The sequence below is a fragment of the Mesoflavibacter profundi genome (genome assembly GCF_014764305.1).
Classification (GTDB): domain Bacteria; phylum Bacteroidota; class Bacteroidia; order Flavobacteriales; family Flavobacteriaceae; genus Mesoflavibacter; species Mesoflavibacter profundi.
Genome location: NZ_CP061703.1, coordinates 2,337,501 through 2,353,008 on the forward strand (window position 1 = coordinate 2,337,501; position 15,508 = coordinate 2,353,008).

Genomic DNA, 15,508 nt, shown 5'->3' on the forward strand with positions numbered 1-15,508 from the left:
TATTCTTATTTGGTTTTGGTGTGTAATTTGCAGCAATATCAATTCTATGATAATTAGGTAATCTGTCGGAATTTCTATTATTATAACTTGGTATGGTTAATCCAGAATATTGATACTGTCCATTAGGAAATGTAGCTGGTTGACCTGTTTGAAAAATAAAATTTCCGTTTAAAGTCCATTTTTCATTTAAATCAAAACTTCCTACTAAAGATAAATCATGTGTTTTATCATAAGCTGTATTATACCAATTACCGTTGTTAATTCCAGTTTCGGTAGGTGTTCTACCAGGTGTTTTTTGTTCAGATTTTGATAAAGTATAAGCTATCCAACCTTTTAATTTTCCTTCATTTTTTTTTAATAGTAGTTCTAAACCATAAGCTCTAGCTTTACCATTTAAAATTATTTGTTCAATTGCATTATTTGCAATTAAATCTGCGCCGTCTATATAATCAATTCGGTTTTTAATTGTTTTATAAAAACCTTCTATTTCTAATGAGTAATTATTTTCTTTTAATAATTTAAAATAACCTATCGCAAATTGATCTAATAATTGAGGTTTTACATAACTGCCACTTGGTGTCCAAACATCTAAAGGCGTTGGAGATGTAGTATTGGAAAGTAAGTGTAAATACTGCGACATTCTATTATAACTTGCTTTAACTGATGTGTTTTTATCCAATTGGTAGGCTATAGCTAATCTTGGTTCTAAATTTAAAAATGATTTCATTACATCACTTTTACTAAAATTTTCTGTACCAATTGGATCTGCTTTTTCATAAATTTGAAAATCTTCATTAAATATTACAGCTTGATTATTTTCGTAAATATTTAATTCATTTTGGCCTAAACGCAAAAAAGAACTAAGTCTTAAACCATAATTTACAGATAGTTTTTCCGATAGGTCATGTTCAGCATCAATATATATCGCATTTTCAAATGCAAATTTATCTGTTAATTTAAATGGGTTTATACCAGAAGTAGGTGTAGAAGGCTTAATATCTCCAGGATTAAACTTATAATAAATACTATTTAATCCATATTGAAGTTTAAAATTATTTGAGATGTAATGTTTGAAATCGTATTTAAAATTGAAATTTTTAATGCCCGAATCCCAATTAAATTCGACAAAATTTAGGTTAAGTCCGTAATAATAATCCGAATAGATCAATGACATATTAGAAAATAACTTATCAGAGAATAAGTGATTCCATCTAAAATTTAAAACCGTGTTTCCATAGGTATTATCAAAGCTATCAGAAATTCTAAAAACATCTCTACCAAAATATCCAGAAAGATAAATATTATTATTGTCGTTTAATTTATAATTAAGTTTGGTATTTAAATCATAAAAATAGGCTACGTTATCTAAATCAAAAAGCGGTAAAAATAAATGGGCATAACTACTTCTACCACCAAATAAAAAGGCACCTTTATCTTTTTTTAAAGGACCTTCGGCTAATAATCTACTAGCCACGATACCAATACCACCATTTGCATGAAACGCTTTACTATTACCTTCTTTTTGGTAAATATCTAAAACAGAAGAAACTCTTCCGCCATATCTTGCAGGAATACCACCTTTATATAGTTTTATATCCTTGATTGCATCTGGATTAAATACAGAGAAAAATCCAAATAAATGCGACGAATTAAACACAGTAGCTTCATCTAATAAAATTAAATTTTGATCTGCAGCGCCACCACGAACATTAAATCCAGAACTACCTTCACCAGCATTTGTAACACCAGGTAATAAAGTTATGGCTTTTATAACATCAGGTTCACCAAGTACAACAGGTATTTCTTTAATTGTAGACGCTTTAAGAGCGTTAACACTCATTTGCGGTTTTCTAATATTTAGTCGTTCTATATTTTCGGTGATAATAACTTCGTCTAAATTTTCTACAGATTCTGTTAGACTGAAATTCTTAATTATATCCTCATTAAGATTAATAGTTTCTGAAGTTTCAGCATAACCCAAATAAGAAATAATCACATTGTAATTACCTTTTGGTAATGTGATAGAGTAGAAACCATACTCGTTAGTAGTTGTTCCTGTGTTTAATTCAGGAATAATAATGTTTACTGAAATTAAAGACTCGTTAGTATTGAAATCAGATATAGTTCCGCTTAATGTGAATTTTTCTTGAGCAAAAGCTTGCAGTGATAATTGAATAAAAAATGCTATGGTAAGTATTAGCTTTAAATTCATTTCAATTTTTTAAGTAAAAATAAAGAAAAAGCTCCTGTAATAGGAGCTTTTATCAATTTATTATTTTGTATTAAGTAATTATATTTCTTTCAAAATATTATTAAATAATTTGATTGGGCGCATTGCTGCATCAGCAAGTTCGTCTGTAGGTTCGTAGTAACCACCAATTTCTACAGCTTTACCTTGAATGTCATTTAATGCTTTTATAATTGTATTTTCTTCGGCTTTAAATGTTAAAGCAACTGGCTCAAATTGAGCTTTTAAACTCGCATCTTTATCTTGATTAGCTAAAGCTTCTGCCCAATACATTGCTAAGTAAAAATGACTACCACGGTTATCAATTTCACCAGCTTTTCTAGAAGGTCCTTTTTTGTTTTCTAAAAGTTTTTCTGTAGCTACATCTAATGCGTCACCTAAAACTTTTGCTTTAGGATTATTGTTTACTTCACTAAAGTGATCTAAAGATACAGCAAGTGCTAAAAATTCACCTAAACTATCCCAACGTAAATGGTTTTCTTCTACAAATTGTTGTACGTGTTTTGGTGCAGATCCACCAGCTCCAGTTTCAAATAATCCACCACCATTCATTAATGGTACGATAGATAACATTTTTGCAGAAGTACCAAGTTCTAAAATAGGGAATAAATCTGTTAAGTAATCACGTAATACGTTACCTGTTACAGATATGGTGTCTTTTCCAGCTTTTACTCTTTTTAAAGTAAATTCTGTTGCTTTAATTGGAGAAAGGATATGAATTTCTAATCCGTCTGTATCGTGATCTTTTAAATACGTATTTACTTTTTTAATTAATTGTGCATCATGAGCTCTGTTTTCGTCTAACCAAAATACTGCTGGCCAACCTGTAGCTCTTGCGCGAGTTACTGCTAATTTAACCCAGTCTTGAATAGGTAAATCTTTAACTTGACAAGCTCTCCAAATATCTCCAGCTTCTACATCGTGACTAGTAACTGTGTTACCATCGGCATCGATTATTTCTACTTTACCGTTAGAAGAAATCTCAAAAGTTTTATCATGTGATCCATATTCTTCTGCTTTTTGAGCCATTAAACCAACATTTGGAACTGTACCCATTGTTGTTGGATCAAATGCACCATTTTCTTTACAAAAATCTATTGTTGCTGTATAAATTCCTGCATAACTACTATCAGGTATAACAGCTTTTGTATCTTGAGATTTTCCTGCTTTATTCCACATTTGACCAGAGTTTCTAATCATAGCAGGCATAGATGCATCTATAATTACATCACTAGGTACATGTAGGTTTGTAATGCCTCTATCACTATCTACCATTGCTAAGTCTGGATTATTAGCAAACGCAGAATCAATATCGGCTAAAATTTCTTTTTGTTTGTCTTCAGGTAATTCAGATAAGTTACTTAATAAGTTACCAAATCCGTTATTTACATCTACACCTATTTTTTCAAAAGTTTCACCATGTTTAGCAAAAACATCTTTAAAAAATACTCTTACTGCATGACCAAATATAATTGGGTCAGAAACTTTCATCATAGTTGCTTTCATGTGTAAAGAGAAAAGAATACCATTATCTTTTGCATCTTTTACTTGCGCATCTAAAAATTCTAATAATGCCTTTTTGCTCATTACAGTTGCGTCCATAATTTCGCCTTCAAGCACTGGTAAATTATCTTTTAAAATGGTAGTGTTACCATTTGTATCTGTATGTTGTATTTTTACAGTAGTTGCTTTACTAAACGTTGTAGATTGCTCGTTGTGTGCAAAATCACCTTCAGTCATTGTAGCAACATGCGACTTAGAATCTTTACGCCATGCGCCCATAGAATGTGGGTTTTTCTTAGCGTAGTTTTTTACAGCTTTTGGCGCACGTCTATCAGAGTTACCTTCACGTAACACTGGATTTACAGCACTACCTTTTATTTTATCGTAACGTTGTTTTGCGTCTTTTTCTTCTGCAGTTGTTGCTTCTTCAGGATAATTAGGTACTGCATACCCTTTTGCTTGAAGTTCTTTAATCGCTGCTTTTAATTGAGGAATAGAAGCACTAATATTTGGTAATTTTATAATATTAGCTTCTGGTGTTTTTGCTAATTCGCCTAAAAAAGCAAGATCATCAGACACACGTTGTGCTTCGGTTAAAAAATCAGGAAAAACAGCTAATATTCTGGCAGCTAAAGATATATCTCTAGTTTCTACTTCTACACCAGAAGAGGCAGTAAAAGCTTTAACGATTGGTAAAAAAGAGCGTGTTGCTAAAGCTGGCGCTTCATCTGTTATTGTATATATAATTTTTGGTGAATTTGACATAAAAACAGTTTGTATGTTAGTTAATTTTTAAGCTTGACGAATATACGAAAAACAAGAGGTTTTTTAAAGTGAAATTTTGCTCTTAACGTTTTATTATAACGATGATATTTAGAGCTTTATAATATTACGAAATTGATAAAAAAATGAGTGATTTTTAAGAAATCTTAATTTTGTAACTACGTAAGAGACCTTCTATTTGCGCTTTTGAAAATTTAGCACCTTTAATTTTATTTTGCTCTGGATGAATTGTATAATTTATTGCAGTTGTAAAATTAGCTTGTTCTAAGTTGGTATTATAAAAAACGGCGTTAATAAAGTCGCAATCATCAAAATTACTTTTTGATAAATTTGCGTCTGTAAAGTCTACTTGATCAAAATTACAGCTTTTAAATGTTCCTGAAATTAATTTGATTTTATAAAATGAAGAAAAGCTTAAAACACAATCTATAAAACTTGCAGAAAATAATAACTGATTACAGTCTGAAAATAATACGCCAAGCATTTTACAGTTTAAAAATGTAACATCTTTAAATGTAGTATCTTTTACTTTTATATTGCTTAGATTACAATCTTCAAATGTACAGTCTAAAAAACTAATAGTAGATAGGTAGCAGCTTTCAAAATTACAATTTATAAATGTGCAATTATCGTATTCTGCTTTTTCTATTTGGTCAATTGTAAAGTCTGTATTTTTATATTCTTGGTCTGCAATATAGGGTAGAGGCATTGTTTTTTAAGTTTTATAAATGTAATAATACAAAAAACAAAAGCCATAACACTATAGATTAAACTATAATTGCTATGGCTTTTTTGAAATAACTTTTGGCGTTAACTTATTTAATTTTCATTAAATCGATCCAAAACTACGTTTTACATCTTTTCTGTCTTCGCACTTGTTAAATCAATAGTACATTTGGGTAACTTTCAAAATGTATTGACCTGTTACAAAATGTACATAGTAATTGTTTTTTTTGATGTTTTACTGTTTTAATTTCAATTTTCATGAAATTACTGTCGTAAAACATTGCTTTGTTCATTCTAAATTTGCTTTCGCATCTTTATATTACTTAAAACTTTCAATTTTAATAGTTGCTTTCTGCTTTCACATAAAGTACTAATTAAAATCTCATGATTTTTACAATCTACACGACTACACATGTAATTTTCAAAACCTCAAAAAACAATACAACTAAATCAAATTCAATTTTATTGAAACCAATAATTAATATTGTTATTAATTGTTTTACTAAAGTATATCTTTTTTGGAAGTTTGCAAACTTTTTAACTAATTAGATATCAACCGTTTATAAACCAGAGTTATTAACAAAAGTTAATAACTAAAAAAGCCTAAACGATTAAGTTTAGGCTTTTTATATAATATTTGAAGTGGTAAATTACTTTCTTCTAGCTTCTTTAATTCTAGCTTTTTTACCTGTAAGACCTCTAAAGTAAAAGATTCTTGCTCTTCTAACTTTACCTCTTTTGTTAACTTCAATTTTTTGTAATGCTGGTAGGTTAATTGGGAAGATACGCTCTACACCAATTGTTCCAGACATTTTTCTAATTGTAAAAGTTTCTGAAGTACCAGTACCTCTTCTTTGTAAAACTACACCTCTAAAAAACTGAGTACGAGTTTTAGCACCTTCTTTAATTTCGTAATAAACAGTAATTGTATCACCAGCTGAAAATTCTGGTAAATCGTTTCTTGTTACAAATTCGTCTTGTACAAATTTTACTAAAGATTCCATCTTTATTTTAAGTTTAAGTGTTTGATTCAGAACAACATTCACGTATTTCGCCAGAGGTTAATCCGAAATTGGGTGCAAATATAAGCAAAAAGTTATTTGTTAAAAGTAAAAAGTTGAAAAATGTTTGAAGTTAGATGATGTATGACTGAAGATTATTTAAAATTCTCGATATATTTTTTCTTGATTCACTACACAATTAAATAATTAATCATTATTCATCTAATAAATCTGGTCTTCGTTCTTTTGTACGTTTGTAAGCTTGTTCTTCTCGCCATTTTTCAATTTCTGGAAAATTACCGCTAAAAAGGACTTCTGGTACTTTATGTCCATTGTAATCACGTGGTCTCGTGTAAATAGGTGGTGCTAATAAATTATCTTGAAAACTGTCTGTTAACGCCGATGTTTCGTTACCTAAAACACCAGGAATTAATCGTATTACAGTATCACAAAGTACTGCCGCACCAAGTTCTCCGCCAGATAACACATAATCACCAATAGATATTTCTTTAGTAACAAACATATCGCGTACACGTTGGTCTACACCTTTATAATGTCCGCAAAGGATAATGATATTTTCTTTTAATGATAAGGTGTTGGCAATACCTTGATTTAAGGTTTCTCCATCTGGTGTCATATAAATAACCTCGTCATATTGACGCTGCGATTTTAATTTGCTTATGCATTTATCTATAGGCTCTATAAGCATTACCATGCCAGCGCCGCCACCAAATTGATAATCGTCAATGGTTTTGTAATTATCTGTAGTATAATCTCTTAAATTATGAAAATGTACTTCTACCAAATCTGCTACTATAGCACGTTTTAAAATGGATGCTTCAAACGGACTTTTAAGTAATTCTGGTAAAACAGTGATGATATCTATTCTCATGGCTTTGCTAAAATGGGTAGCAAAGATATTCTAAAAATTCAAAACATCAATCCATTTTAAAAGATACATGATTAAAAAGGTAAACGCTGCACTAACAAAAATGGTGCTTTGCCAAAAGTAAAGTTTGTTACTCCAAAGGTGAAGCCATTTTTCGCCAAACGAAGTTTTGACATAACTTTTTAAGAATACAGAATACGCAAAACCTATTGCCGAAAAGATGACTAATGCAAATACAATTATTAAAGATTTTTCCATGCTGCAAAGGTTTTAACTTATTAATTGTCTTTAAGTTAGTTTAAAATCTTAAAAAAAACAAATGATTTAATTATTAAGTTTTTTGTTTTATTAAGGATTGAATAATAAAAGCAATAACCATAACAATTAAGCAACCAACAAAATTTAACCATAAAAATGGCAAGTTGATAATTTCAAATTGATTTAAAAAGAATAAACCAATGACCAAAACTTGTGTGATTAATGCTGCTATAAATACAGCGTTTGCTTTAATAGATTTGAAGAAAAATGCTAACAAGAAAATACCAAGAACATTACCGTAAAAAATAGAACCAATAATGTTAACTAACTGAATTAAATTTTCGGCAAGATTGGCAACGCAGGCAACACCAATTGCTAAAATTCCCCAAAGTAAAGTAAATCCTTTAGAAGCTTTTACCATATCGTTTTCAGATTTTTCTCCAACACGTTGTTTGTATAAATCTATGGTTGTTGTACTTGCTAAAGCGTTAAGTTCGCTAGCGGTACTAGACATTGCTGCACTTAAAATTACCGCTAATAATAATCCGATTAATCCTTTAGGTAAATTGTTTAATATAAAGTGAATAAAAACGTAATCCTTATCATTACTTTCTACTTTTAAATTCTTTGATTCGCCAGCTTTTTCAATTAGTTTTTGGGCTTCACTTCTTAAAACATCACTTTTAGTGTTATATTCTGAAATAGTTTTGGCAGTTACATTATTTTCAGTTTTTACATAATTGAAAATAGCTTGTTGTTTTTTAGTAAATAATTCGTTTTGTTGCTTTTGAAGTGTTTGATAGTCCTGAGAATATTCGCTGTTTAAAACGACTTCGGTTGCTGTTGGATTAAAATTTATTGGCGATTCATTAAACTGATAAAACACAAAAACCATTACACCAACTAGCAGAATAAAAAACTGCATTGGTACTTTTAAAAGTCCGTTAAATAGTAAACCTAATTGCATTTCTTTTACAGATTTACCTGATAAATAACGCTGTACTTGACTTTGATCGGTACCAAAATAAGACAACATTAAAAAGGTACCACCAATTAATCCACTCCAAACGGTGTATCTATTATTTAAATCGAAAGAAAAGTCTAAAACATCCATTTTACCGCTTGCACCAGCTATTTGAAGCGCTTTAGAAAAAGTAATATCATTAGGAAGTTGATTAATAATTAAAACAAACGCAATGATCATTCCTGTAAAAATTACAACCATTTGGTGTTTTTGAGTAACGTTTACAGCTTTTGTTCCGCCAGAAACAGTGTATATAATTACCAAAACGCCAATAATGATGTTTAGGAGTAATAAATTCCAACCTAATACAGCCGATAGAATAATAGCAGGCGCAAAAATGGTAATTCCAGCAGCTAAACCACGTTGAATTAAAAATAAAATTGCAGTAAGTGTTCTGGTTTTTTTATCAAAACGATTTTCTAAAAACTCGTAAGCCGTATAGACTTTTAATCTGTGATATAACGGGATAAACACCATACAAATCACAACCATTGCAATAGGCAATCCGAAGTAAAATTGCACAAATCCCATACCCGAATGGAATGCTTGTCCTGGCGTACTTAAAAACGTAATTGCGCTGGCTTGTGTTGCCATAACCGATAAACCTATTGTCCACCAAGGTGTTGTATTACCGCCTTTTAAGTAATCTTGAACATTTTTACTGCCTTTAGTTTGGTACGTACCATAAATAACTATGATTAGTAATGTACTTATTAAAATAATCCAATCTAATGTTTGCATTTTTTAAAAATATAACGTGATTAAATAAAAAGCGATTAAATATAAAATATTAGCCAATAGTACTAAGGTGTACATTGGTTTCCATTGGTATTTTGGTTGGTTTTGCATTTTTAGTTTGTTAATGTTAAAGAAACAGCAAGTTCACTGTATTTATCTTTATAATTTTTTATAGATTGACTTGGATTTTTATATGAATTCATCCATTCACCTCTATAAATCATTGCATGTTTATTTGTGTTTTTAGCAACAGCACCAAACATAGGTGCGTAAGCTATTTTCATTTTTCTTTTTCCTTCAGAGATTACGGTAAACTCTCTTTTATTATCTTCTATAATTAACCACTCAACAATAACTACTAGACCTTTTTGAGGAATTTTTATATTTAAATCTGAAATATCAATAATTGTTGTTTTCTTTCCTTTTTTTACTGAAGAGATTATGTTTTTATCATAAACAGAATTTCCGATAAAATTTAAACTGTCGTATTCGTACAATCTAATATTGAATTTAGCGTTTTCGATTTCTGAATTTGTTAAAAAAGCAAATTCCTTTATAAAAGGAGTGTCTAAGTATTTATCTTCATTAGGAAAGTATTTTCCAACCATCCATGGTGTTTTACCTGAGCCATAATAAAAATGAATTTTTGATTTTTTGAATTTATCAATAACTATTTTTTTAGACTCTTTCTTTTTAGTTACAACAACTTCTTCTAAAACTGTAGTTTCAGGTTTAAGATAAATTATGTTTTTTATTTGGCTAATTTGAACTGTTTTTCTTTTGTATCCAATAGCAGAAAAAACTATGTTTTTTGTTGAATCGGTTTCATTTATAATAAATTCTCCATAATCATTAGATGTAGTACCGTTATTTTCATTTTCAACCCAAATGTTAACATAAGGAACAGTTTTAGAAGTGGTACTATCTATTACAACAGCTTTTGTTTGACTGTATCCAGCACTTATTTTAATAACTAAAAAGAATAGTATAAAAATGCTTTTTTTCATTTAAAATATTTTTGACCTCTCGACTGCGCTCGAGGTGACGCTTTAATCCTTAAACTGTTCTTTATTATTTAAATTGTCTTTTCCTATACTTAGCATATTAGCAAATAATCTGTACGCACCAGAAACACCAGCAGGAAATTCTCTAAAAAAGCTAAGACCTGTATAAATATAATAGCCTTTACCGTGTTTTGCGACTAACAAACTACCTTGTTTTTCGGTTTCGCCTTTATCGTGCATGGATAAAATTGGTGTAAATTCGTTAGACCATTGGTTTGGAAAATATAAACCGCGTTCTTGCGTCCAACCTTCAAAATCTGCTTTTGTAATTTGGTTTGGATAATTTAAAACTGGATGATCTTTAGCTAAAAGAGTGATTTCGGCATTCTCATCGGTAACACGATCTCTGGATAATTGTAACGTGTAAGGCGCTAATTGATCTACTTTTAGTCGATGACTTGTATTGTATTGCACAATCATATTACCACCATTTTCTACAAAATCGAATAAAATTTGCTGTTTAAATTTAAGTTCGTCTAAGATGTTATACGCTCTAATTCCAACAACTACAGCATCAAAAGCGCTTAATTTTTCAGTAGTGATGTCTTCTGGTTTTAAAACCATGACATTGTAACCAATTTGTCTTAAACTTTCTGGTACAACATCGCCTGCACCTTCAATATATGCAATGTTTTCGCCTCGTTTTTTTATGTCTAAGCGTACCACTTTGCTTTCGCTTGGAAGTACAACGGTTTGATAAGGAATGTGTTCGTAATCAATTTCAACTAATTCTTTCGTGTAAACGTCTTCACCAACATGAACCATTGGCGTTATCAGTCCTTCGTTTTGATTTTTTGGAGGAATAACAGTAAACGTCAGTGTTTGTGTTTCACCTTTATATTTAATATCTATGTTTTGTTTTTCAGGAAAAACAGACCAATTGTTTGGATGTGCGATTTGAACAAAACCGTTTAAATTATCACGACCAGCTTTTACAATTACCGAAATGTCTTTTTGTTGATCTGAATCAAAAATGATGACTTTCTCTGAAATTTTTGCAGATGCTTCAGGAATGATTTCAAACGGACGATATAATTCACCTTTATCTGGTTTAGAGTACCTGTAAACAATAGGTTTAGTTACAGAAAACGGTTGATTATTAATCGTTAAATTGAAAGTCACGCTTATTGGTCTTGGTGTTTCTGGCTTTCCTATTAAATTTTTATCTTCAACTTTATACATACCTAAAGTTCCTTTTTTATTCAGCCAATATGGTGAAGATGGTTGCATATTTTTAGGAATAGTAAGTGATTGTTCTACATTTTGCTTATCATTATTTTTTAAAGGAAGCGCTTTTAAAGTCGCAATTTTGTCCGTAGAAAGTTGATAAGACACTAATTCCATATTAATTGGGCTACGGTTTACAGCTTCAATATTCAATGTAATAGTTTCTCCTGCAGAAGCAGTTGGCGTACTAGCAGATGCTTCTAAATAAAGACCTAAACAAGCTTCAATTATAGCTTCAATTTCTTGAGTTTTGTAATTTTTCCAATACTCATTATCTAATTGTTGGATTAATTGTCTTGCTATTAATAAGTCTTTAATATGTGTTGAAGGATTTTCAAAATTGAAATTTTTCTCAACTTTCTTTAATATATCTCCAATAGTTTTTCCGCCTTTAACGCGATTCCAGCTTGTGTCTATACCTTCAAAAAGGTTGTTTTTGTCGTTTGGTAAATCGCCATTAATAAGTTCGATATATTCGGTTTGCGATCCACGTTGTGTTAAAGCACCAAATCCTTGACACAAATGTTTACTTCTAGAAAGTGCTGCAATCTCGTTATTTGATAACCCTTTTGAAGGATAATACACGCCAATATCAAAATTTAAAAGTTTGCTTTTGTCTGCTTTTTCAAAATTTTCTTCACTACCATAAAACCACCAGCTGGTATTAAAAAATTGGCGTTTTGGTTGCCAAGTTCCGTAAGTTTTAGCTTGTTCAGGATATATGTTTGGGTTATTTGCCAAATCAAAAGCTTCTACGCTTAACATCGCAGAAGTTGTGTGATGACCGTGAGTTGTGCCAGGTGTACGATGGTCAAAACGGTTGATGATAATATCTGGTTTAAATTGTCTGATCGCTAAAATAACATCGCTTAATACTTGGTCTTTGTCCCAAATATCTAAAGTCTCTTCAGGATGTTTTGAGTAACCAAAATCGTTTGCTCTACTAAAACGTTGCTCGCCACCATCTACGCTTCTTGCAGCTAATAATTCTTGTGTACGTATAACACCTAATAATTCTCTAATTTCTGGACCAATAAGGTTTTGTCCGCCATCACCACGAGTTAAAGATAGGTAAGCAGTACGTGCTTTTACTTGGTTAGACATGTAAGAAATAAGACGTGTATTCTCATCATCAGGATGAGCTGCTACATATAAAACAGTACCTAAAAAGTTAAGTTTTTTTACAGCATCGTGAATTTGTGATGCATTAAGTTTTTTGGGTTGTTGCGCTTGTAAAGGCAAGGCCAAAACAAAAATAAATAGGAGCGAAGCTAGTTTTTTTAGCATGTTTAAGGTTAATTATGTTTGTGGTAAATATACATAATAGCCTTGGCGGAATAGTTGTTTTAAGCCTTTTTTAACGTTATTTTTAAGTGAGAAATTTAAAAATTGAAGCTAATTATTATGTCTAAAACTTTTATTCTTTTTGACACGAATTACACGAATTGTCACAAATAATTTACGTTTGCTAAAAGCTAACCTAAAGCCACTTTTTACGTTTAAAGTAGTACAACATTGCTAAGAAAATAAGAATCATTACAGCCCAAACCACATAATAACCATATTTGTATTGTAGTTCTGGCATGTTAACAAAGTTCATCCCGTAGATACCAGCAATAAAAGTTAATGGGATAAAAATGGTTGCGATAATGGTTAATACCTTCATGACTTCGTTCATTTTGTTGCTTATGGTTGTCATGTACATATCCATTAAACTCCAAATCATTTCGCGATAAATATCTAAGTTTTCTGTGACTTGTATAATATGGTCGTAAACGTCTCTAAAAAAATGCGTTGTTTGTTCGTCTATTAAATTGTTTGGATCTTTTTCTATACGTCCAATAATTTCGCGAAGCGGAAAAATAGCACGTCGTACTTTAAGTACTTCGCGTTTTAAATCTTGAATTTGATGAGAGATTTCTTCTTGAGAAATTCCATTAAAAAGATCGTCTTCAAGATCTTCAATTTTATTTCCCATAGTTTCTATAATCGCATAATAATGGTCTACAATAGCATCTATTAAGGCGTATAATAAGTAATCCGATCCTTCATTTCTAATACGTCCTTTTTTGTGTCTTATGCGATCTCTAACATTTTCAAAAACATCACCTTCGGCTTCTTGAAAAGTTAATACATAGTTTTTACCTAATACAAAACTAACTTGTTCAGAAATAATAGTTTCATTATCATCGTAATACATCATTTTTAAAACGATAAAGATGTAGCTTTTATACTCGTCAATTTTTGGACGTTGCGATGTGTTTACAATATCTTCTAAAAGTAAAGGATGAAGTTGGTAATAACTACCAATAGTTTCAATTTCGTTTATGTTATTTAACCCATTTAAGTTAATCCATGTAACCGATTGTGTGTCTTTAAAAACAAACGCTTCTTCTATATTAGAAAGGTCTTTTTCATGAACATCATCTACGGTATAATCAAAAGCATGTAAATGTAATTTAGTATCTTCTTTTTGACCAGTATATACTAATGCTCCAGGAATTTGCCCTAAATGCTTTTTATAGTTTTGCGTGCGTTTTTTTTGTCTTTTTTTTGCCATAATTAATGGAAATCTCCAAAATCTTCAATTGCGTCTTTCTGAACTAAAGTTACAGCTTTTTGAAGAATTAAGTTGTTTGGATACGTCACTAAGTCGCCATTATCTAATCTTAAATGAAGCTGAAACGCACGAATATCTTCTATGATACCTTCTAAAGGCGAATCTTTATCGTGGATTTTTATTTTATCTCCAACCTTATAAGGAAACGAGAAAAACATGATTATTCCAGAAGTAATGTTACTTAAAATTGACCAAATGGCAAATAAGCCAATACCAATTACAGCAAATACAGATGAGAAAACTAAAGTTAAGTTCTCTAACGTAGCGCCAAATATATAAGAAAGAAATAGTAAAAACAGTAGTATAAGTGTAAAGGTAGAATATCTAGAAATTAATCCAATTCTAGCATCGTTTATACCACTTTTTTGACCTATTTTTTTAATTGAAACTTTTAAAATAGATCTTATGATTATAAAAATAATTAGAAGGACTAGTGTTTTTAAGATTTCGTCTTGTAAATGCTGAAACATATATTAAATTTTTGGTAAATATAGATTTAAAACTGAATTGTTAATCTAGTTGCAATGATTTTCTTAACGGTAAATCTGTATTGCTATTTTGATTCCAATACGCTGTATTTATTGTATTAAGTTTTGTCGCTTTTGTGGTTAATCCGTCAATAGTTTCTTCCCAACTTGTAATGGTGAAAGGAAAATTATTTTCGAAGTTAATGGTAAGTGTTTTATTCAATTCTTCAATTAAAAGCGTGTATTTTCCTTTAGATAGTTCCGCGAAAGCGTTATAAGCTTTTAAAGGTTTATGTTTTAAACGAATGTATTCTAAGCTTGGAATAATTTTAAAATCACCTGTAGGAAGACTGTTTGGATCAATACGAAGTTGCGTCCAAATTTCGTTTTCTAAAACAGTTTTTTCTAAGTTGAAATTTTGATCAGCTTCACCTTCAAAATAAGAATGTGATGTAACTTCAAATTGCTCTCTGTTATTAATTTGCGTGTATACTTGTCCGTACCATTCTTGTATAGAAGCACTAACTTTTAAAGCGTGCTGATTGTTTGCAACGGGATAAAATGTGCTTTGCATTATGCTGTACGGATAAATACCAGTATTAAATTTTTTAGTGGCATTCAATTTTAAAACACTAACATTTTCAGGGTTTTTCTGGTCTGCTTTTACTTGAACATTTGGTAAAAAAGGTTCGGTAACGTAAACTAAAACAGCTTTTCCGTCATGTATTTCGCCATAACGCGCTTGTTCTAGTTTGTAAGAAGTAATTTCAGCTTTTCCAGCATACCAATAATCTTTAAATTGTTGGTTAGGTTTATAGGCTGGCGATAGCTTTTTTTCTTCTTTTTTAGTCGAAATTTTTACAGGCGTTTGTGTAGTTTGTTTTTGTTCTTTACAAGCAAAAATAAACAAACAAAAAAGTAAAATTGTGGTTAGTTTTAATCGCATGGTTGTAAGAAATT

Annotated in this window: 12 protein-coding genes (1 of these 12 running past the window's edge); all 12 read right to left on the reverse strand. The window is 30.5% G+C overall.

What is annotated here, in order from left to right; genetic code table 11:
* Positions 1-2,212, reverse strand: partial view of a TonB-dependent receptor gene (locus tag IFB02_RS10555; RefSeq protein WP_106688320.1) — the 5' portion only. It extends 164 nt beyond the left edge of the window; the window shows 2,212 of its 2,376 coding nt (coding positions 1-2,212); its start codon is at positions 2,210-2,212; its stop codon lies beyond the left edge, outside the window.
* 78 nt (positions 2,213-2,290) lie between these two features.
* Positions 2,291-4,516 carry an NADP-dependent isocitrate dehydrogenase gene (locus IFB02_RS10560; protein ID WP_106688321.1) on the reverse strand — a complete coding sequence of 742 codons (2,226 nt, stop codon included), beginning with the start codon at positions 4,514-4,516 and terminating at the stop codon, positions 2,291-2,293.
* A gap of 154 nt (positions 4,517-4,670) precedes the next feature.
* Positions 4,671-5,243 carry a pentapeptide repeat-containing protein gene (locus tag IFB02_RS10565; RefSeq protein ID WP_106688322.1) on the reverse strand — a complete coding sequence of 191 codons (573 nt, stop codon included), beginning with the start codon at positions 5,241-5,243 and terminating at the stop codon, positions 4,671-4,673.
* A 667-nt stretch (positions 5,244-5,910) separates the two neighbouring features.
* Entirely contained in the window at positions 5,911-6,264 is a 354-nt protein-coding gene (rplS, locus tag IFB02_RS10570) for a 50S ribosomal protein L19 (RefSeq protein ID WP_106688323.1), read from the reverse strand.
* A gap of 211 nt (positions 6,265-6,475) precedes the next feature.
* A complete protein-coding gene (trmD, locus tag IFB02_RS10575; RefSeq protein WP_106688324.1) occupies positions 6,476-7,153 on the reverse strand; it encodes a tRNA (guanosine(37)-N1)-methyltransferase TrmD in 678 nt (225 codons plus the stop codon).
* A gap of 30 nt (positions 7,154-7,183) precedes the next feature.
* Entirely contained in the window at positions 7,184-7,408 is a 225-nt protein-coding gene (locus tag IFB02_RS10580; protein WP_106688325.1) for a hypothetical protein, read from the reverse strand.
* Between the two features lie 73 nt (positions 7,409-7,481).
* Positions 7,482-9,173 carry a sodium:solute symporter gene (locus IFB02_RS10585; RefSeq protein WP_106688326.1) on the reverse strand — a complete coding sequence of 564 codons (1,692 nt, stop codon included), beginning with the start codon at positions 9,171-9,173 and terminating at the stop codon, positions 7,482-7,484.
* A 110-nt stretch (positions 9,174-9,283) separates the two neighbouring features.
* Complete coding sequence (locus IFB02_RS10590; protein ID WP_106688327.1) at positions 9,284-10,177, reverse strand: carboxypeptidase-like regulatory domain-containing protein; 894 nt, start codon at positions 10,175-10,177, stop codon at positions 9,284-9,286.
* 42 nt (positions 10,178-10,219) lie between these two features.
* Positions 10,220-12,748, reverse strand: a complete 2,529-nt coding sequence (locus tag IFB02_RS10595; protein WP_106688328.1) for a PIG-L family deacetylase — start codon at positions 12,746-12,748, stop codon at positions 10,220-10,222.
* Between the two features lie 193 nt (positions 12,749-12,941).
* The gene (gene corA, locus IFB02_RS10600; RefSeq protein ID WP_106688329.1) at positions 12,942-14,021 is read right to left on the reverse strand and encodes a magnesium/cobalt transporter CorA; all 1,080 of its coding nucleotides are present in this window, start codon (positions 14,019-14,021) and stop codon (positions 12,942-12,944) included.
* A 2-nt stretch (positions 14,022-14,023) separates the two neighbouring features.
* Positions 14,024-14,551 carry a mechanosensitive ion channel domain-containing protein gene (locus IFB02_RS10605; protein WP_191072736.1) on the reverse strand — a complete coding sequence of 176 codons (528 nt, stop codon included), beginning with the start codon at positions 14,549-14,551 and terminating at the stop codon, positions 14,024-14,026.
* A gap of 40 nt (positions 14,552-14,591) precedes the next feature.
* Positions 14,592-15,494 carry a septum formation inhibitor Maf gene (locus IFB02_RS10610; RefSeq protein ID WP_106688331.1) on the reverse strand — a complete coding sequence of 301 codons (903 nt, stop codon included), beginning with the start codon at positions 15,492-15,494 and terminating at the stop codon, positions 14,592-14,594.
* Positions 15,495-15,508 lie beyond the last annotated feature (14 nt).

Excerpts from the sequence above, each read along its gene's own strand:
- IFB02_RS10610 (WP_106688331.1), bottom strand. The coding sequence starts at position 15,494 with ATGCGATTAAAACTAACCACAATTTTACTTTTTTGTTTGTTTATTTTT.
- IFB02_RS10585 (WP_106688326.1), bottom strand. The coding sequence starts at position 9,173 with ATGCAAACATTAGATTGGATTATTTTAATAAGTACATTACTAATCATA.
- IFB02_RS10565 (WP_106688322.1), bottom strand. The coding sequence starts at position 5,243 with ATGCCTCTACCCTATATTGCAGACCAAGAATATAAAAATACAGACTTT.
- IFB02_RS10580 (WP_106688325.1), bottom strand. The coding sequence starts at position 7,408 with ATGGAAAAATCTTTAATAATTGTATTTGCATTAGTCATCTTTTCGGCA.
- corA (WP_106688329.1), bottom strand. The coding sequence starts at position 14,021 with ATGGCAAAAAAAAGACAAAAAAAACGCACGCAAAACTATAAAAAGCAT.
- IFB02_RS10590 (WP_106688327.1), bottom strand. The coding sequence starts at position 10,177 with ATGAAAAAAAGCATTTTTATACTATTCTTTTTAGTTATTAAAATAAGT.
- IFB02_RS10595 (WP_106688328.1), bottom strand. The coding sequence starts at position 12,748 with ATGCTAAAAAAACTAGCTTCGCTCCTATTTATTTTTGTTTTGGCCTTG.
- trmD (WP_106688324.1), bottom strand. The coding sequence starts at position 7,153 with ATGAGAATAGATATCATCACTGTTTTACCAGAATTACTTAAAAGTCCG.
- rplS (WP_106688323.1), bottom strand. The coding sequence starts at position 6,264 with ATGGAATCTTTAGTAAAATTTGTACAAGACGAATTTGTAACAAGAAAC.
- IFB02_RS10560 (WP_106688321.1), bottom strand. The coding sequence starts at position 4,516 with ATGTCAAATTCACCAAAAATTATATATACAATAACAGATGAAGCGCCA.
- IFB02_RS10605 (WP_191072736.1), bottom strand. The coding sequence starts at position 14,551 with ATGTTTCAGCATTTACAAGACGAAATCTTAAAAACACTAGTCCTTCTA.